An 18,054-nucleotide genomic window follows, 5' to 3' on the forward strand; every position below is an offset into this window, starting at 1 on the left:
AGCTACAAATGGCTGATACGTGTCAAGTGTGCCAGGTCAATCCCGCGATTACCGATGCGGTCACACAGGTCAACGTCAAGGTGGTCGCGGAAGCGCCGGCAATGGCGATGGGCTCGCTGTACCAGGCCCAGAGCCACTCGCTCAGCATCCTGTTCGAGAACGCGGTGCAGCAGCAGTCGCAGGCCGCGATCCAGTCGCAAACGTCGACGAACGTGGGGACGATGCAGCTCTACACGATCGGGCCGGAAAGCGCGGGCGCGGCCGCCACGGAGATCGGCGCGAACGGGATCATTTCCATTCTGGCCGACGTGATCGCGATCGGGAAGGCAGTGACCAAGCAGTAAGGCCTCATCGCAGCGCCGCGGTCGAGCGGCGGCGCAGGCGGCACGCGCCGCCGATACCGCCGCCGCGCCGCGGAGTCGCAGCATGACCGCCGGTGCCTGACCCACGGTGCCGTGCGGTGTTCCGGAGCAAACGACAGAGCGGGCGGAGCCGATTCGATGCGGTGCCCGTTCGCGAACCAGGAGAAATACGATGCCGAATGACGCAAACGACCAGAAGGACCCCTGCAAGACTTGTACGGTCAACGCCGCGATCACCGACGCGGTCACGCAGACCAACGTCAAGGTGGTCGGCGAAGCGCCTGCGATGGCAACGGGCTCGCTGTACCAGGCCCAGAGCCATTCGCTCAGCGTGCTGTTCGAGAACGCCGTGCAGCAGCAGTCGCAGTCCGCGGTGCAACTGCCGACCTCGACGAACGTGGGCACGATGCAGCTGTACACGCTCGGGCCGGCGAGCGCCGGCGCCGCCGCGACGGAAATCGGCTCGAACGGCGTGCTGTCCGTACTGGCCGACGTGCTCGCGCTCGGCCAGGCGCTGGCCTGACGCGTAAGCCGGCGTCGGCGCCGGGCGGCGGCCCCGCGGTGGCTGCCGCCCGGCGCCCGACGTCGTGTCGACGCCCGTGGCGGCGGGGCGCCCTGCCGCGCATCGACGGCGCCGACCGACCGACTGACGCCTTCGCCATGATTGCGCCTCGGCGGCGCGCACACCAGGAGCAACGACATGCCGGAACAGGTTTCCCCTGCGATGACCGATGCAGTCACGCAAGCCAACGTCAAGGTGGTGGGCGAAGCGCCCGCCGTGGCCTTGGGCACGCTCATGCAGTCGAACAGCCATGCGTCCGCGATCCTGCTTCACAACGCGGTGCAGATGCAGGCGAACCAGGCGGCGTCCAATCTTGCCGCCACGACCGTCGGCATCATGCAGCTCTATGCCGGCTCGCCGGTGGCGCTGGCCAGCGCGGCGCGGTCGGCGAACGACAACTTCGTATCGCAACTGGCCGCCGTCGCGCAGTTGATGAACGCCATCGGCCACGGGCGCGGCTGACCTGCGGCTGACCGTTACGGCGCGCCGCGCAACCCGGCGCGCGCCACCTGCCCGCACGGCGGCGCTGCATGACGCATGCGCTTGCCGGGGCGGGTGTCAATTGGCGTCGGCGATGGTCCGGAGCCGCTCCGGTTTCTCGATCGTCACGCCGTGTTCGTGTAGCCGGATCAGGCCGTCGCGCTGCATCTTCTGCAGGCTGCTGTTCAGCCGCGGCCGGCTGACGTTGAGCATCGCGGCGAGGATGCTCTGGCTCTCCGGCAGCGGCACCTCGAGATCATTCCCTTGCATGCGGTTCAGCAGATGGCGCGCGAGCCGTGCTTCGAGCCGGTACAGGCACGCCGACTCGACGAAGTCGCTCAACTGATGAATGTGCCGGCACAGCTGGTCGTGGACGCGCGCCATGAATTCCGCGTTGGCCTGCAGCGGCGCGAAGTGCTGGCGATGCAGCAGCAAGACGCGGCAGTCGGCACTCAACTGGGCGGTGAAGCTGCGCCGGTGCGCGCGAATCAGCGTGTTTTCGCCGATGAGGTCGCCCGGTATGGCGTGGCCGAGAATGATCTCGCGGCCGCCGGGTTCGTGCAGCGTCTTGTAGACGCGGCCATGGCGCACGAACGCGATGAAATCCTCCGGATCGCCCTTGAAGAACAACAGGCGATTGCCGTGTTCAGGCCAGGGCGTGACGTGCCGCTCGATATGGGCGAGGAGACTGTCCGGGAGATCGGTCAGTATCGGTATATTGCGCAGCGTTTGAGCGTCAGCAAGGGCAGGCATGTTTTCCGCGCGAGGTTGTTTGACGATGCGGCCACCTAGCGAAAAACGCTGCCTTCGGCATTACGTGAAAAATGAATAACGAAAGAATTGAAATAATCGGCAGGCAGTCCGGACAGGGCGGCACTTCGGTGGCAAGCGCGCTGGATCGACCGACATGGAAAGCAGCATGCCGACGCACGGACGCATCGCGGCGGTAGTCGTTCTTTTTCATCGCAATGCCGTTATTCGGTCAGGCCCGGCGGCGTATCTGAAACGACGGATCGGGCTATGCCGGTGAATTAAAATTTCCGTTCATAATAATCAAGAAAATTTACCGAAACCGATTATCGTTATATCGGTGTTACGCGGGTAACAGCGCCATTCCCGGTGTCGAATCGATTCTGTGTTTTCCATAAAAAAAGGAAGACACGGGATGACAACCTCGAACCAGCACGCTGCCCCGACGCCCGAGTCTTCGGCGCAGCAGCTCGATCGCACGTGGCGGGAAATGCAGGGGAAATTGCGGCGCCGCGCGCGCCTGTTGTGCAAGGGCGATATTCACCGTGCGGACGAACTGCTTTCCGATACCGCACTCAAGGTCCACATTTACCTGCAGCGCTCGCCCGAACGCGTTCGCAACCTCGCGGGCTTTCTCTTTCTGGCGCTGAATCACGCATTCCTCGATGGCGCGCGCCGCCGTCTGCGCGAAAGCGGCATGCTCGAATTCGACCCGGCCTGGGACGACGATCACGCCGTCGAGCTGGCCGGCCACGCGCCGGCGGTGGAGCAGCAACTGCTGCTTCGACAACAGCTGCTGCGCCTCGAGCAGGCGCTGTCGATGCTCTCCCCGCAGCAGCAAATGCTGTTCACGCTGAAGTTCGAGGAGGACCGGCCTTATCTGCACATCGCCGCGACGCTCGGGATCAACGAGCCGCTTGCCAGAAAGCGCGTCGAGCTGTTGCGCAAGAAGTTGCGCGAGGAACTCGCGTGAGCGCGTTCACGAATGCTGGCAGCCAGCGTTCCTGACTGCATGCACGGCGTCGATGGCCTGCCGGCCCGCCCGTTCCTTCAATCGCATGCCGGAGCCGAGATCCGAGGAGGCCTCGTGGCAGACAAAGTCAATGAGCAGATTACCGACGCGCTGACGCAGACCAACGTGAACGTCGTCGCGGGATCGCCGGCCCAGGCGCTGGGCATGCTTTACCAGATGTTCAGCCAGGCCGTCGGCATCTCGGCGCAGAACATGACGCAGCAGCAGGCGGCGCTGAACCAGATTTCGAACGCCGTCGTGTCGAAGGCGGTGGCCATGATCCTGTCCGTCGAGGCGTCGCCGAAGCCGCCATCGGGCGGCGCGGCGCTGCCCGCGGCGGCCGGGCCGCAGACGGGCCCCACGCATTAGGACGCGACGACTATCTGGACACCTAAGTCATGAACATGAAAGGTCTTTTGGATGGACGCGGAACAGGCGCGACGCAAGCGCCGGATGACGTCGCTAACGCCGCAGCCGAAGCGACGACGCAGGCCGATGCCGCGCCGCACGCCGCTGCTTCGGCAGCCGGCAAGCGTGCATGGCCGATCAACCGGCTGCGCAGGTTCACCGATGCGCTGAAGGCGCCGGACCAGATCGCGGGTGCGACCGGGGGCGCCCCGTCGGCGCTGAAGACCGTGCAGGCGATCAACGCGGAGGCGGCGTCCTACGCGACGACGCAGATATCCGTCGGCCCGAACATGATGATCACGCAGGCAGGCGGCATGGTCGCGCAGGCCGCGGCCAACTACTTCGAAGCGTCGACGTCGCTGGCGATCGCGGGCAAGAGCGTGCTGATGAAGGATCTGGCGCAGAAGACCATCGACGAGGACGTGAAAGGCATGGCGATGGATGCGGTGGGTCTGCTGTTGACGGACCTGTTTGTCGCGACCGCGGCGGTCGTCGCGGGCGCCGCGGAGGCGATCGAAGGCGAGGCCGCGAGCGTCGCGCTCGACAGGATCGACGAGAGCCTGCAGAAGTATCAGGCGTTGCTGGACAAGAAGGGCACGTAGCGCACCTGGCGCACGCAGCGCGCGGCGCCGATGACGAACGTCGCGGGCAATCGCGTCGTGTGAACCGCGGGGCGATCGCCTGCCGTGCGTGCAGCGACACCGTATCGATCGACACGACCCGCCGGACCGTCCGGGCCGATGCGGGATGTGAGCGGCGGGCACGACGCACGTTCCGGTTGAACGCGTCGCGGCCTGCTACCGGCAGTCCTGTCCAGTCATGAGGGGAACCCATGTCCTACATCATTGAGAACGTACACGGTCCCGCGCCGCTGCGGGTTGGCGAGCGCAAATGGGGCGATGCGACGGAGATCGATTTCGGCGCGATGACGAGCTGCATCGCGCTCGTCGAGCAGACGCCGGGCCAGCCGACACTGGTGCGCGGGATCCATCTGTCTATCGTCGGAGACGGCGGCACGAACGTCTACGACACGGCCGCGGATGTCGCCGGGCAGGTCGAGACGATCATGCAGCAAAGCGGCGACATGCGAGCGTGCGTCGGGCGCATCGACCTCTGGCAGGCCAGCACGTCGCAAAAGGTGCAGGATTTCTTCGTCGCGTTGATGATGAGCCTCGACATGATCGACTGGGTGCAGGTGCCGGACGGCAACCTGCGGGTGCGGATCCACGGCGGCGTGATGCAGTATCAAAAGGGCACCGACGCCTGGACCGACGTGTAGTCGGCACCGTCCGTGCAAACCGGCGCCCGCGATGCGCGCGGGCGCCGGCGACATATCGTTCGATGGTGCCGACTATCGAGTCGCTCGCGTCGACGCATCCGTTTTTTCGGCTCCGATACGTGGGTGTCGGACGGCTCCCTGCCGGCATGCCGCTTCGGACTGCGTGCACGCACGTCGCCCGCCACCGGCCCACGCCCCAGCTTTTTGCTCGTCAACACCAACAAAAAACCTCGTTTCGCCCCACGCAGCCTGTCAGCAGAATGTCTCCATTCCCGCTCACGCGACCACGCGCGTCGCATGAGCCGCACTTCAGAAGGAGACAGCCGTGGCAGTCGAAACAACCGCAATCGATACGCTCGTCGTCGGCGCCGGGCAGGCCGGCGTGGCCATGAGCGAGCATCTGGGCAAGCTGGGCGTGCCCCACCTCGTGCTGGAGCGCGACCGTATCGCCGAACGCTGGCGCACCGGGCGCTGGGATTCGCTGGTCGCGAACGGCCCCGCCTGGCACGACCGGTTCCCGGGCCTCGAATTCGACGGTCTCGATCCCGACGCGTTCGCATCGAAGGACCAGGTCGCGGACTACTTCGAAGCGTATGCGCGCAAGTTCGATGCGCCGATCCGCACCGGCGTCGAAGTGAAGAACGTGGTGCGCAACACGGGCAAGCCGGGCTTCGTCGTCGAGACGTCCGACGGCACGATCGAGGCGAACCGCGTGGTGGTCGCGACGGGGCCGTTCCAGCGTCCGGTGATTCCGCCGATCGCGCCGGACGACGCGCGCGTCGTGCAGATTCACTCCGCCGACTATCGCAACCCGGGCCAGCTTCCGGCCGGCGCGGTGCTGGTGGTCGGCGCGGGTTCGTCGGGCGTGCAGATCGCCGACGAGCTGCAGCGTGCGGGCCGGCAGGTTTACCTGTCGGTCGGGCCGCACGATCGCCCGCCGCGTGCATATCGCGGCCGCGACTTCTGCTGGTGGCTCGGCGTGCTCGGCGAATGGGACAAGGAAGTCGCGACACCCGGCCGCGAACACGTGACGATCGCGGTGAGCGGTGCACGCGGCGGCCATACGGTCGATTTCCGCGCGCTCGCGAACCAGGGCGTGACGCTGGTCGGGCTGACGAAGTCGTTCGACGGCGGCGTGGCCGTGTTCGAACGCGATCTCGCGTCCCATCTCGCGCGCGGCGACGAGAACTACCTGTCGCTGCTCGACGCGGCCGACGCGTATGCGGCCCGCAACGGCCTCGACTTGCCGGAAGAGCCGGACGCACGGCGCATCCTGCCGGATCCCGACTGCGTGACGCATCCGATCCTCACGCTCGATCTCGCCGGCGCAGGCATCACGTCGATCGTCTGGGCCACGGGCTACGCGGTGGACTACGGCTGGCTGAACGTCGACGCGTTCGGGCCGAACGGCAAGCCGCAGCACCAGCGCGGCGTGTCGAAGGAGCCGGGCATCTATTTCCTCGGGCTGCCGTGGCTGTCGCGACGCGGCTCCAGCTTCATCTGGGGCGTGTGGCACGACGCGAAACACATCGCCGATCACATCGTCACGCAGCGCAAGTACCTCGCGTATCACGACGCGTCGCAGCGCCGCGCGGCCCCGCAAGCGGCGCGGCCCGACACGCTCCTGCTCGCCGAAGCGGCGAACTGATCGCCTGACGAACAGACCCATCCAGCCGCGTCGCGACGGCTTCCGGCGCGGCGGGCGACCCCACCGACACTCGAAGGACCTCGATGAGCCAGCCTACCCATACGCGTATCCGGATGTTCAACACGAAGGATACCTATCCGAACCAGACGCTCGACAACGACCTGTGCCAGGCCGTGCGGGCCGGCAACACCGTCTACGTGCGCGGTCAGGTCGGCACCGATTTCGACGGCAACCTGATCGGCCTCGGCGACGCGCGCGCGCAGGCCGAGCAGGCGATGAAGAACGTCAAGCAGTTGCTCGAGGAAGCCGGCAGCGACATCACGCATGTCGTGAAGACGACGACCTACCTGATCGATCCGCGTTATCGCGAACCCGTGTACCGGGAAGTCGGCAAGTGGCTGAAAGGCGTCTACCCGATCTCGACGGGGCTCGTCGTCTCCGCGCTCGGGCAGCCGCAGTGGCTGATGGAAATCGACGTGATCGCGGTGATTCCCGACAACTGGCAGCCGAGCCGCGCATAGGGGGCGACATGACTTTCTCCATCGTCGGGCGCTGCCCGGAGACGGGCCAGCTCGGGATCGCGATCAGCTCGTCGAGCATCGCGGTGGGCGCGCGCTGCCCGTGGGTGCGCGCGGGCGTCGGCGCCGTCGCGACGCAGAACATCACGCTGCCGGCGCTCGGACCTCAGGTTCTCGACCTGATCGAACACGACCTGCTCGCGCCTGCCGCGGCGCTCGACCGCGCGTTGAGCGCGAACGGCTGGAGCCAGTACAGGCAGGTCACGGCGATCGACGGGCAGGGGCAGACGGCATGCTTCACCGGCAAGGAGGCGCTCGGCACGCATCACGCGGTGCAGGGCGAACAATGCGTGGCGGCCGGCAACCTGCTGGCCGCGCCGGCCGTGATCGACGCGATGGTGCGGGCCTTCGAGCAGGCGTCCGGCCTGCTCGCCGACAGGCTGCTGGCCGCGATGCACGCGGCCATGGCGGCCGGCGGCGAGGCCGGCCCGGTGCATTCGGCCGCGTTGAAGGTGGCCGGCGACGTGACCTGGCCGATCGTCGACCTGCGCGTCGACTGGGCCGACGCCGATCCGATCGGGCAGCTCGATGCGCTGTGGCGCGCGTATCGACCGCAGATGCAGGACTACCAGACGCGCGCGCTGAACCCGACCGCCGCGCCGAGCTACGGAGTGCCGGGCGATGAGTGATCCGTCGAGCCGCGCGTTGCTCGAACGGCTGATCGGCTTCGCGACGGTCAGCCGCGATTCGAATCTCGAGATGATCGGCTTCATCCACGACTATCTCGCTGGGTTCGGTGTGCCGAGCGAACTGTTCTACAACGCGGAACGCACGAAGGCGAGCCTGTATGCGACGATCGGCCCGCGCGATCGCGGCGGCGTCGCGCTGTCGGGCCACACCGACGTGGTGCCGGTCGACGGGCAGGCGTGGACGGTCGAGCCGTTCCGGCTGACCGAGCGCGACGGCCGGCTGTACGGCCGCGGCGCGGCCGACATGAAGGGCTTCATCGCGTCGGTGCTCGCGGCCGTTCCGGCGTTCGTCGCGCGGCCGCTGAGCCTGCCGGTGCATCTCGCGTTCTCGTATGACGAGGAAGTCGGCTGTCTCGGTGTGCGGCCGATGCTTGAACGACTCGCCGCGCGCGAACATCGTCCGCGGATGTGCCTGATCGGCGAGCCGACCGAACTGAAGCCGGTGCTCGGTCACAAGGGCAAGCTCGCGATGCGCTGCCACGTGAAGGGCGCCGCGTGTCACTCGGCCTACGCGCCGTCGGGCGTCAACGCGATCGACTATGCGGCGAAGCTGATCGGCCGGCTCGGCGAGATCGGCGCGGCGCTCGCGCGGCCGGAACGGCACGACGGCCGCTTCGATCCGCCGTTCTCGACCGTGCAGACGGGGCTGATCAAGGGCGGCCGCGCGCTGAACATCGTGCCGGCCGAATGCGAATTCGATTTCGAGGTGCGTGCGCTGCCGGATTTCGATGCGCACGACGTGCCGAGAACGCTGCAGGACTATGCGGAATCCGAACTGTTGCCGAGGATGCGCGCGGTGCAGCCCGATACCGACATCCGGCTGCAGTCGCTCGGCGCGTATCCGGGGCTGGCGACCGCGCCGGACAGCGAGGCCGCGCGCCTGCTCGCGCTGCTGAGCGGGTCCGACGCGTTCGGCACGGTGGCGTTCGGCACCGAGGGCGGGTTGTTCGGGCAGGCCGGCATTCCAACCGTGGTGTGCGGGCCGGGCAGCATGGATCAGGGACACAAGCCCGACGAGTTCGTCACGCTCGAACAACTGCATGGATGCGACGCGATGCTGGGCCGTCTGGTCGCGTATCTCTCGTCCGCCGCCTGAACGGGCGGCCGGCACGCATGCGTCGCCCCCGGCGGCGCGCGTGATCGTCCTCGTCCCGTTCCCGATCGTCGACCTTGCCGCCGCTATCGAGCCGATGGCGGCGATTGCGCCGATTGCGCGACGATCTGCGCGAGCCGCTCGCGGCAGAAATCGACGAACGACTGCGCCTGTTTCGTGAGCTGACCGCGCTTCAGCCGTGCGCTCACGAGCCCGGACGGGCTGACCGTTTCGCTGAGGCCGATCGTCACGACGCGCTGGCCGTCGTACGTATAGTCGGAATGCGGGCGCGTGACGAGCAGCGAGAAACCGAAGCCGCGGCCGACCATCCCGCGCACCATCTCGATCGACGGCGAGCCGAACACGATGTTCGGCGTGAGCCCGAGCTCGTGAAACAGGCTGACGAAATACGTGCGGCTCGGCTGCACGTCGAGCAGGATCATCGGCTCGATGCACAGGTCGCGCAGCGACACGTGCGTCTGGCCCGCGAACCGGTGGTGCTCCGGCAGCAGCACGTACGGCTGCTGCGGCGGCATCAGCGGCTCGGTTTCGATCGTGCCGTCGAGATCGTGGTCGTACATCAGTGCGAGATCGAACGTGCCGGACGTCAGCCCCTGCACGAGTTCCTGCTGGTCGCCGTCGCGCAGCCGGATGTTCACGCCCGGGTAGCGCTCGCGGAAACCCGCGATCAGTTGCGGCAGATAGAGCGGCGCGACCGTCTCGAAGCAGCCGATGTCGATCTGCCCGGTGATCACGTCGTTGTCGGCGAGCGCGTTCTGTTCGAACTCGTGCGCGATGCGCAGCAGTTCCTGCGCTTTCCGGTAGAAGCGCGTGCCGCTCGGCGTCAGCGACACGCCCTGCGCGTGGTGGCGAATGAACAGTTTCACGCCGAAGCTCTCTTCCAGCCCTTTGATCGCGCTGGAAATCGACGGTTGCGCGATGAAGAGCTGACGCGATGCCTCGGCGACGCTGCCGGATTCGACCGTCGTGACGAAGTATTTCAGTTGCCGCAAAGTGTAGTGAGCCACAAGCACCCCTGATGCCCGGCCCCGGCGTGCCGCCGCGGGCGCATGCTGTTGGATTCGCGTAGCACCTTACCTGAAGTCGTTCGGCGCCGAAATTTCCGCTGCAGAGCTTTTTCGTATGTCGCGGAAATATTTTTAGTATTTTCCGGTCCCGATGCGCATGGCGCACCATCGTCTCCAGCCTGGATCGCGACGAGGCCGCGTGGGTGCCGGCGGGACACGTCATCCGTCCCCGCCTGGCGGCGCACGCGACGCTTCGTTGGGCGCCGCCGCGTGCATGCAGCGCGGCGGCGCTCGCGTATCCGGACCGATTGCCGGCGCGCCCCCCGACGCGCGCCGGCGCACACGGCACGCGCGCATCGCCGCGCAGGACTGGAGACATCACCATGACGAACGCGGAACGCAATGCGTCCCCGATGATAGAAAAGCACACGATCGGCTATGTGCCGCCCTCGGAACGCCACGGCAAGGTGCGCGACCTGTTCACGCTCTGGTTCGGCGGCAACATCGCGCCGCTGCCGATCGTGACCGGCGCGCTCGGCGTGCAGATGTTCCACCTGAACCTGATGTGGGGCATCGTCGCGATCGTCGTCGGCCAGGCGGTCGGCGGCGTGCTGATGGCGCTGCATTCGGCGCAGGGGCCGCAGATGGGGATTCCGCAGATGATCCAGAGCCGCGCGCAGTTCGGCTCGTGGGGCGCGCTGCTCGTCACGGTGATCGCGGCCGTGATGTACGTCGGCTTTTTCGCGTCGAACATCGTGCTGGCGGGCAAGTCGGTGCACGGCATCGCGTCGTCGGTGCCGGTTCCCGTCGGCATCGTGATCGGCGCGGTAGGCTCCGGGCTGATCGGGATCGTCGGCTACCGGTTCATCCACATCCTGAACCGGATCGGTACATGGGTGCTCGGCATCGGCATCGCCGTCGGCTTCTGGATGATCCTGTCGCACGTGAGCACCGCCGATTTCCTGACGCGCGGCGGCTTCGACTTCGCGGGCTGGCTCGCGACGGTATCGCTGTCGGCGCTGTGGCAGATCGCGTTCGCGCCGTACGTGTCGGACTATTCGCGCTATCTGCCGGAAGACGTCGGCGTCGCGTCGACGTTCTGGGCAACCTATCTCGGCTGCACGATCGGCTCGACGCTCGCGTTCGTCTTCGGCGCGGTCGCGGTGCTCGCGGTGCCGGCCGGCGCGGACACGATGGATGCGGTCAAGCAGGCGACCGGCCCGCTCGGCCCGTTGATGCTGGTGCTGTTCCTGCTGAGCGTGATCAGCCACAACGCGCTGAACCTGTACGGCGCGGTGCTCGCGGTGATCACGTCGGTACAGACGTTCGCATACAAGTGGATTCCGACCGCGAAGACGCGCGCGGTGGTGTCGGTCGCGATCTTCGTCGCCTGCTGCTATGCGGCGATCGGCGCGTCGACGAACTTCGTCGGCAACCTCGTCGATCTCGTGCTCGCGCTGCTGGTCGTGCTGGTGCCGTGGACGGCAATCAACCTGATCGACTTCTACGTGATCCACAAGGGCAAGTACGACATCCAGTCGATCTTCATGGCGGACGGCGGGATCTACGGCCGCTTCAATCCGCAGGCGCTGCTCGCGTATGCGATCGGCATCGTCGTGCAGATTCCGTTCATGAACACGCCGATGTACGCCGGCCCGATTCCCGCCCATCTGGGCGGCGCGGACCTGTCGTGGCTCGTGGGCCTGCTGCTGACGTCGCCGCTGTACTACTGGCTCGCGACGCGCGACAGCGCGTATCGGCGCCGGCAGACGGGCGCGACGATGCCGCCGACGGCGGCACGATGAAGAAGGGGCCGCCGCGTCGCTCGCGCCGCGGCGGCGAGCGGTGGCGGGAGTCGGGCAGGCACGCAGCGGGCTACGTGGCGCGCGCCTGCCGCGGCATCACACGACGGCGGAGCGCACGACGCGCACCGGCACCGACTTGTACGACGGCGTGCCGCTTTCCTTGTCGATGTAGTCGAGCGGCACGAGCACGTTCGCTTCCGGGTAGTACGCCCCGACCGAGCCCGGCGCGATGTCGTACTCGATCGCGGTGATCTTCTCGAGGCGCAGCGTACGGCCCGACGCGGTGACGGTCTCGATGTCGACGAGGTCGCCGTGTTCGAGCCCGTACTTCTCGAGATCGGCCGCGTTCATGAACAGCACGTCGCGCCGCCCGAACACGCCGCGATAGCGATCGTCGAGCCCGTAGATCGTCGTGTTGTACTGATCGTGGCTGCGCAGCGTGATCAGGCGCAGCACCTGTTCGGCGCCGAGCACGTCCGCGTCCTCCTTCACGCCCTTGTAGACCGAGAACATCGCCTTGCCGGTCGGCGTCGGCCACACGCGTTCGGTGGGCGGCAGCGGCAGGCGGAAGCCGCCCGGCGTGCGAATGCGCTCGTTGAACGCCTCGAAGCCGGATACCGTCTTGTCGATCAGGTCGCGGATGCGATCGTAGTCGGCGATCAGGTCGAGCCATGCGACCTTGCTGTTCGGCAGCGTCGCGTGTGCGATGCCGGCCACGATCGCGGGCTCCGAGCGCAACTGGTCCGATGCGGGCTTGAGCTTGCCGGCCGACGCATGGACCATCGACATCGAATCCTCGACGGTGATCGACTGCCGGCCGGTGGCCTGCATGTCGAGCTCGGTGCGGCCGAGCACCGGCAGGATGAATGTTTCCTTGCCGACCAGCAGGTGCGAACGGTTGAGCTTCGTGCCGAGATGCACGCTCAGGTCGAGCTTCGCCATCGCCGGGAACGACTGTTCCGGATCGGGCAGCGCGACCGCGAAGTTGCCGCCGAGGCACAGCAGCGCCTTCGCGGTGCCATCGATCATCGCCTGCATCGCCTGCACGGCGTCGTGCCCGTGCTGCGCGGGCGGCGTGAAGCCGCACACGTCCTCGATCTTCTTCAGGAATTCGGCCGACGGCTTCTCGGTGATGCCGACCGTGCGGTTGCCCTGCACGTTCGAATGACCGCGCAGCGGGCACACGCCGGCGCCGGGCTTGCCGATGTTGCCGCGCATCAGCAGCAGGTCGGCGATCAGGCGCACGGTGGCCGTGCCCTTGTTGTGCTGCGTGACGCCCATCCCGTACGTGACGATCGTCGCGTTCGACTTCGCATACGCGAGCGCGACCTGTTCGAGTTGCGCCTGGCTCAGGCCGCTCGCGCGTTCGATGTCGTCCCACGACGTGGCGTCGAGATCGGCCGAGAACGCCTCGAAGCCGCTGGTGTGCTGCGCGATGAAGTCGCGGTCGAGCACGTTGCCTTGCTCGGCCTCGAGCCGCAGCAGCGCCTTCATGATGCCCTTCAGCGCGGCCGCGTCGCCGCCCGCATCGACCTGGTAGTACGTCGACGCGATTCGCGTCGAGCCGAACGACGCCATCTCGATCATGTCCTGCGGATCGGCGAAGCGTTCGAGCGCGCGTTCGCGCAGCGGGTTGAACACGATGATCGGCACGTTGCGGCGCGCGCACTCGTGCAGCGTGCCCATCATTCGCGGATGGTTCGTGCCGGGGTTGTGGCCGATCGAGATGATCAGCTCGCAGTGGTCGAAATCCTCCAGCGACACGGTGCCCTTGCCGATGCCGATCGATTGCGGCAGGCCGACGCTGGTCGGCTCGTGGCACATGTTCGAGCAGTCGGGGAAGTTGTTGGTGCCGAGCTCGCGCGCGAACAGCTGGTACAGGTACGCGGCTTCGTTCGACGCGCGGCCCGACGTGTAGAACTCGACCTGCTCGGGCGGCAGCGCGCGCAGCACTTCGCCGATGCGCGCGAATGCGTCGTCCCATTCGATCGCGCGGAACGTGTCGGTCGCGCGGTTGTAGACGAGCGGATGGGTGAGCCGGCCCATGTTCTCCAGTTCGTAGTCCGACATGCGCAGCAGCGACGACACGGTGTTCGCCGCGAAGAACTCGGGCGTCACGCGCTTGGTCGTCGCTTCCCACGTGACGGCCTTCGCGCCGTTCTCGCAGAACTGGAACGTCGACTTGTGCTCCTTGTCGGGCCACGCGCAGCCGGGGCAGTCGAAGCCGTCGGGCTGGTTGGTCCGCATCAGCACGATCGGCGCCTCGATGGTTTCCATCTGCGTGCGCACCGCATCGGCTGTCGCGCGAAGCGCGCCCCAACCGCCGGCGGGCCCATCGTATTTCCTGATGCCTGGCACTTCGCGTCGATTTGTCATGTGAATCTCCAATAGCCGGGCCCGGTGCGGGCGGCTCGGTTGCGCCGTGTCGCGGCGTGGGGCGGCTCCGTCCGGCGGACGGAGCCGGTCATGCGTGCCCCGGGTGGCGGGGCATGCGTTTTTCTAGCGGGCGTCCTTCTTCGCGCCGGACGACTTCTTGCCGGGCTTCGCCGTGGGCGGCGGGGCGTCGGCGGGCGTGTCGTCCGGCTTCGCGTCGCCGGTTGCGTTGGCAGCCTTGCCGGCCTTGCCGTTCGCTTCAGGCTTGCCGTCGGCGTCCTGCTTCGCGTCCTTCGTGCCTTTTGCTGCCTTGGTGTCCTTCGCTTCGGGCGCGGCGAGCTTGTTGAACTTCACTTCGTCGCTGCCCTCGTCGTAGTCGACTTCGCACCGGTCGCCCGACTTCAGCCGGTCGGCGAGGATCTCTTTCGCGAGTCGCGTCTCGATGGTCTGCCGGATCTGGCGCTTCAGCTCGCGCGCGCCGAACTCCGGCTGGTAGCCGGCTTCGGTCAGGTGCGCGACGAGCGAGTCGCCCATCACGAGCGTGATGTCCTGCGCGGCGGCCGTGCGCACCACACGGTCGAGCTGGATCCGCACGATCGCGCGGATGTCGTCCTTCGACAGCGCGTGGAAGACGATCACCTCGTCGATCCGGTTCAGGAACTCGGGCCGGAAATGCCCCTTCAGCACCTGCATGAGTTCGTCGCGGATTGCCTTGTCGGTCTTGCGCGCGGCTTCCGGCTGCGTGAGGTTGTCCATGATGATCGCCGCGCCGAGGTTGCTGGTCGCGATGATGATCGTGTTGCTGAAATCGACCACGCGGCCCTTGCCGTCGGTCAGGCGGCCGTCGTCGAACACCTGCAGCAGCACGTTGTAGACGTCCGGGTGCGCCTTCTCGATCTCGTCGAGCAGGATCACGCTGTACGGGCGGCGCCGCACGCGCTCGGTGAGCTGGCCGCCTTCGTCGTAGCCGACGTAGCCGGGCGGCGCGCCGATCAGCCGCGCGACCGCGTGGCGCTCCATGTATTCCGACATGTCGATGCGGATGATCGCCTGCTCGTCGCCGAACACGGTCTCGGCCAGCGCCTTCGCGAGCTCGGTCTTGCCGACGCCCGTCGGGCCGAGGAACAGGAACGTCGCGATCGGCCGGTGCGTCTGGCCGAGCCCCGCGCGCGACAGCCGCACGGCATCGCTGACGGCGATCACCGCATCGCTCTGGCCGACCACGCGCTCGCGCAACTGCTCTTCCATCTTCAGCAGCTTCTGGCGTTCTTCCTGCGTGAGGTCGGACACGGGGATGCCGGTCAGCCGCGACACGACCTCGGCCACCGATTCGACGGTCACTTCGAGCGTCTCCGAGCCGGTCTTGCGCTGCCACGCCTCCATCATCTCGTCGACGGCCTTCTGCTTCGCGTTGATCTGCTCTTCGAACTGTTTCGCTTCGTCGAAGCGCTTGCGCGAGGTCGCATAGTCCTGCTCGCGCTTCAGTTGCGCGATCTGCGCTTCGCCTTCCTGAATGTCGACCGGACGCGACGTCGCGCCGATCCGCACGCGCGCGGCGGCCTGGTCGATCAGGTCGATCGCCTTGTCGGGCAGGAAGCGCGACGTGATGTAGCGGTCGGCGAACTCGGCGGCCGCGACGAACGCGTCGTCGGCGAACGTCACCTGGTGATGCGCCTCGAGGCTGTCGCGCAGCCCGCGCAGGATCACGATCGTCTGCTCGACGCTCGGCTCCGGCACGAACACGGGCTGGAAGCGGCGTTCGAGCGCGGCGTCCTTCTCGATGTACTTCTGGTATTCGTTGAGCGTCGTCGCGCCGATCAGGCTCAGCTCGCCGCGCGCGAGCGCGGGCTTCAGCACGTTCGCGATATCGAGGCCGCCTTCGCCGCCGCCCTGGCCCGCGCCGACGATCGTATGCAGCTCGTCGATGAACAGGATCAGTTCGTCCTGCTTCGCCGTCACTTCGTCGATCAGCTGTTTCGCGCGTTCCTCGAATTCGCCGCGATACTTCGCGCCGGCCACCATCGAGTTGATGTTGACTTCGACGAGCCGCTTGTCGCGCAGCACTTCGGGCACGTCGCCGTTGACGATCCGCTGCGCGAGCCCTTCGACGATCGCGGTCTTGCCGACACCCGGCTCGCCGATCAGCACCGGATTGTTCTTCTTGCGGCGCGCGAGCACCTCGATCGTGCTTTCGATTTCCTGCGCGCGGCCGAGCACCGGATCGAGCTTGCCCTGGCGTGCGATCGCGGTGAGGTCGCGGCCGAACTTGTCGAGGTTCGGCGTGCCGGTCGGCGCGTCGACGCGGCCGTCCTCGGCGCCCTTGCCGACCACCTTCACGACCTTCTGGCGCAGCGCCTCGGGCGTTACGCCGTATTTCTTCAGCAGCGTGCCGGCGACGCTGTCCGGCACCGACGCGAGCCCGATCAGCAGGTGCTCGGGGCCGATGTACGAGTGGCCGAGATCGCGCGACGCCTGGAACGCGTATTGGACGGCCTTCTTCACGCGCGGCGAGATCGACAGCTTGTCGAGCGGCGCATCGGGCGCGGCCGCGCCGGTGTGCGCGTGTTCGTCGATGTACGACCGGATGTCCTGCGGCGACAGCTTCAATTCCTTCAGCAGCGCGGCGCAGACGTCGGTGTCGGCGAGCGCGTACAACAGGTGCTCGGAATCGAGCTCGCTGCGGCGCAGCTCGTGCGCCTTCTCGGCCGCGCGCTGCAGCAGTTCGAGCGTCTGTTCGCTGAATGCGTCGGTCGGGTCGACCGATTCGCGCGGGATCTCGGCGGCGAGCGGCGATTCGTCGCCGAGGCCGCCGAACAGCGACGACGGTCCGCCGCCGCCCAACAGCGCATCGAACGGATTCAGCATGCTCTGATGCCGCATCAGCTGGCGGAAGTGGTAATCGCAGATCGAGATCGTCTTGCGCTCGCCGTCCTGCATCACGGTTGCGCGCGCGACGGCCGGCCGGGCGTGACAGATATCGCAAAGTGCGGGCATGGTGGTCTGGCTCCTGTCGGTGAAGGTGGGGCGAAGGGTGAAGCCCGATGCGGTGCGGCGCTCACGCGCGCCGACCGCAGGCACGGCACGCACCGCGGCGGCGCGCGGGCCGCACCCGTGCGATCGCGCAGCGCGCGCCGGCGTGGCGCACGGTCGCGGTCGGGGCGGAAAGCGCGCGTGCCGAGAGGAGCCCACGGCATCGCTTCGACTGCGTTCAAAATAGCGAATCGGCGCGGGCCATCCAAGACACAGTTCCATGCCGGACCGGCCGTGAATTGCACCCTCACACGGGCGCGCGATTCGACGGCAAGGAGTACAGACGGGCGCGCGCACGGCGGCGCGGGCCGCCGGCGGTGGAAGGGGGCGGGAAAGGGGTAAAGGGCGGCGGGCGAACGGCGCGGTGCGACATGGGCGCGCAGGGCGCCGGCAGCCGGCAAACCGTGAGCGAAAGGGGGAGAGAAGCGGGGAGTGAAGCGGCGAGCGAACCGGAGTGCGACGCGCAGCGCGGGCGCGAACCGGCTACGCCCGGCCCCGCGCGCACCGCAGCCGGTGCGTGCCGTGGGGCCGGCGCAGGCGAGCGCGGGGTGCACGGTACGCGCCGGACATCGCGCAACCGCGGTCGACCGCGATCAGTCCGACAGTGTCATCGCGAGCCGTTGCCGTGCGATCTGCTTCACGTCGGCCGAGAGCGTCGCATTCGGCAGACCATTGGCCCAGACGGAGAACGAATCCTCGATCAGGTTGCGCGTGTCGGGCGGCAGCTCGGCCAGCATCAGCGACACGACGGTAAACAGCACGGCGGTATCGCCGGCCTGGCTGCCCGCGTTGGCATCGACCTTCTGCTGCAGGGTGGCGACGGACGCTTGTAGCGCCTGTAATGCGTCATTCGATTCGCTCATGACATCCTCCATGCGAGATGGGCTGGATCGGCGACGAACCTGCGGCCGGCAGCGCGGCTGTCGCGCGCGACGCCCGGGCGGGCATCGCGCGCCG

Annotated in this window: 17 protein-coding genes; 12 read left to right on the top strand and 5 right to left on the bottom strand. The window is 67.4% G+C overall.

Translation table 11 applies throughout. From position 1 onward, the window contains the following. Positions 1–8 precede the first annotated feature (8 nt). From WS54_RS29870 to WS54_RS29880, 3 genes are all read left to right on the top strand, one after another. Entirely contained in the window at positions 9–344 is a 336-nt protein-coding gene (locus WS54_RS29870; RefSeq protein WP_034209306.1) for a RebB family R body protein, read from the top strand. 190 nt (positions 345–534) lie between these two features. Then, on the top strand, positions 535–885 hold the full coding sequence (locus tag WS54_RS29875) for a RebB family R body protein (protein WP_059785207.1): 351 nt from the start codon (positions 535–537) through the stop codon (positions 883–885). A 177-nt stretch (positions 886–1,062) separates the two neighbouring features. Further along, the gene (locus tag WS54_RS29880) at positions 1,063–1,386 is read left to right on the top strand and encodes a RebB family R body protein (RefSeq protein WP_034209304.1); all 324 of its coding nucleotides are present in this window, start codon (positions 1,063–1,065) and stop codon (positions 1,384–1,386) included. A 96-nt stretch (positions 1,387–1,482) separates the two neighbouring features. On the opposite strand, the gene WS54_RS29885 is transcribed toward WS54_RS29880, so the two are convergent. After that, positions 1,483–2,157, bottom strand: coding sequence for a Crp/Fnr family transcriptional regulator (locus WS54_RS29885; protein ID WP_059785205.1), 675 nt, complete (start codon positions 2,155–2,157; stop codon positions 1,483–1,485). 412 nt (positions 2,158–2,569) lie between these two features. On the opposite strand from WS54_RS29885, the gene WS54_RS29890 reads away from it, so the two are divergent. The 8 genes from WS54_RS29890 to argE all read left to right on the top strand — a co-directional run bounded on the left by WS54_RS29890 (position 2,570) and on the right by argE (position 8,864). Next, positions 2,570–3,127 carry an RNA polymerase sigma factor gene (locus WS54_RS29890; RefSeq protein WP_059785202.1) on the top strand — a complete coding sequence of 186 codons (558 nt, stop codon included), beginning with the start codon at positions 2,570–2,572 and terminating at the stop codon, positions 3,125–3,127. Between the two features lie 114 nt (positions 3,128–3,241). Continuing rightward, positions 3,242–3,535: a RebB family R body protein gene (locus WS54_RS29895; RefSeq protein WP_034209497.1), complete on the top strand. Its 294-nt coding sequence runs from the start codon at positions 3,242–3,244 to the stop codon at positions 3,533–3,535. 29 nt (positions 3,536–3,564) lie between these two features. After that, positions 3,565–4,176: a hypothetical protein gene (locus tag WS54_RS29900; protein WP_034209301.1), complete on the top strand. Its 612-nt coding sequence runs from the start codon at positions 3,565–3,567 to the stop codon at positions 4,174–4,176. A 230-nt stretch (positions 4,177–4,406) separates the two neighbouring features. Beyond that, on the top strand, positions 4,407–4,853 hold the full coding sequence (locus tag WS54_RS29905; RefSeq protein ID WP_059785199.1) for a hypothetical protein: 447 nt from the start codon (positions 4,407–4,409) through the stop codon (positions 4,851–4,853). A gap of 325 nt (positions 4,854–5,178) precedes the next feature. Continuing rightward, positions 5,179–6,501, top strand: coding sequence for a flavin-containing monooxygenase (locus WS54_RS29910; RefSeq protein WP_059785196.1), 1,323 nt, complete (start codon positions 5,179–5,181; stop codon positions 6,499–6,501). 83 nt (positions 6,502–6,584) lie between these two features. Beyond that, the gene (locus tag WS54_RS29915) at positions 6,585–7,022 is read left to right on the top strand and encodes a RidA family protein (protein ID WP_059785193.1); all 438 of its coding nucleotides are present in this window, start codon (positions 6,585–6,587) and stop codon (positions 7,020–7,022) included. 8 nt (positions 7,023–7,030) lie between these two features. Beyond that, complete coding sequence (locus tag WS54_RS29920; RefSeq protein WP_059785189.1) at positions 7,031–7,708, top strand: DUF1028 domain-containing protein; 678 nt, start codon at positions 7,031–7,033, stop codon at positions 7,706–7,708. Next, positions 7,701–8,864: an acetylornithine deacetylase gene (argE, locus tag WS54_RS29925; RefSeq protein ID WP_059785186.1), complete on the top strand. Its 1,164-nt coding sequence runs from the start codon at positions 7,701–7,703 to the stop codon at positions 8,862–8,864. The genes WS54_RS29920 and argE overlap by 8 nt, the downstream gene beginning before the upstream one ends. A gap of 83 nt (positions 8,865–8,947) precedes the next feature. Here the strand turns inward: argE and WS54_RS29930 are convergent, their stop codons facing one another. Next, entirely contained in the window at positions 8,948–9,889 is a 942-nt protein-coding gene (locus WS54_RS29930; protein WP_034209295.1) for a LysR substrate-binding domain-containing protein, read from the bottom strand. Positions 9,890–10,272: 383 nt separating this feature from the next. Between WS54_RS29930 and WS54_RS29935 the strand changes: the two genes are divergently transcribed. Next, positions 10,273–11,694 (top strand): purine-cytosine permease family protein, encoded by a 1,422-nt coding sequence (locus WS54_RS29935; RefSeq protein ID WP_059785182.1) that lies wholly within the window; start codon positions 10,273–10,275, stop codon positions 11,692–11,694. Between the two features lie 96 nt (positions 11,695–11,790). On the opposite strand, the gene WS54_RS29940 is transcribed toward WS54_RS29935, so the two are convergent. The 3 genes from WS54_RS29940 to WS54_RS29950 form a co-directional block, all read right to left on the bottom strand. Beyond that, positions 11,791–14,070 (bottom strand): FdhF/YdeP family oxidoreductase, encoded by a 2,280-nt coding sequence (locus WS54_RS29940; protein ID WP_059785180.1) that lies wholly within the window; start codon positions 14,068–14,070, stop codon positions 11,791–11,793. Positions 14,071–14,193: 123 nt separating this feature from the next. Beyond that, positions 14,194–17,061 carry an ATP-dependent Clp protease ATP-binding subunit gene (locus WS54_RS29945; RefSeq protein ID WP_059785177.1) on the bottom strand — a complete coding sequence of 956 codons (2,868 nt, stop codon included), beginning with the start codon at positions 17,059–17,061 and terminating at the stop codon, positions 14,194–14,196. Between the two features lie 629 nt (positions 17,062–17,690). Beyond that, a complete protein-coding gene (locus tag WS54_RS29950) occupies positions 17,691–17,960 on the bottom strand; it encodes a hypothetical protein (protein WP_059785240.1) in 270 nt (89 codons plus the stop codon). Positions 17,961–18,054 lie beyond the last annotated feature (94 nt).

Origin of the sequence: Burkholderia sp. NRF60-BP8 (assembly GCF_001522585.2) — a bacterium.
Classification (GTDB): Bacteria; Pseudomonadota; Gammaproteobacteria; order Burkholderiales; family Burkholderiaceae; genus Burkholderia.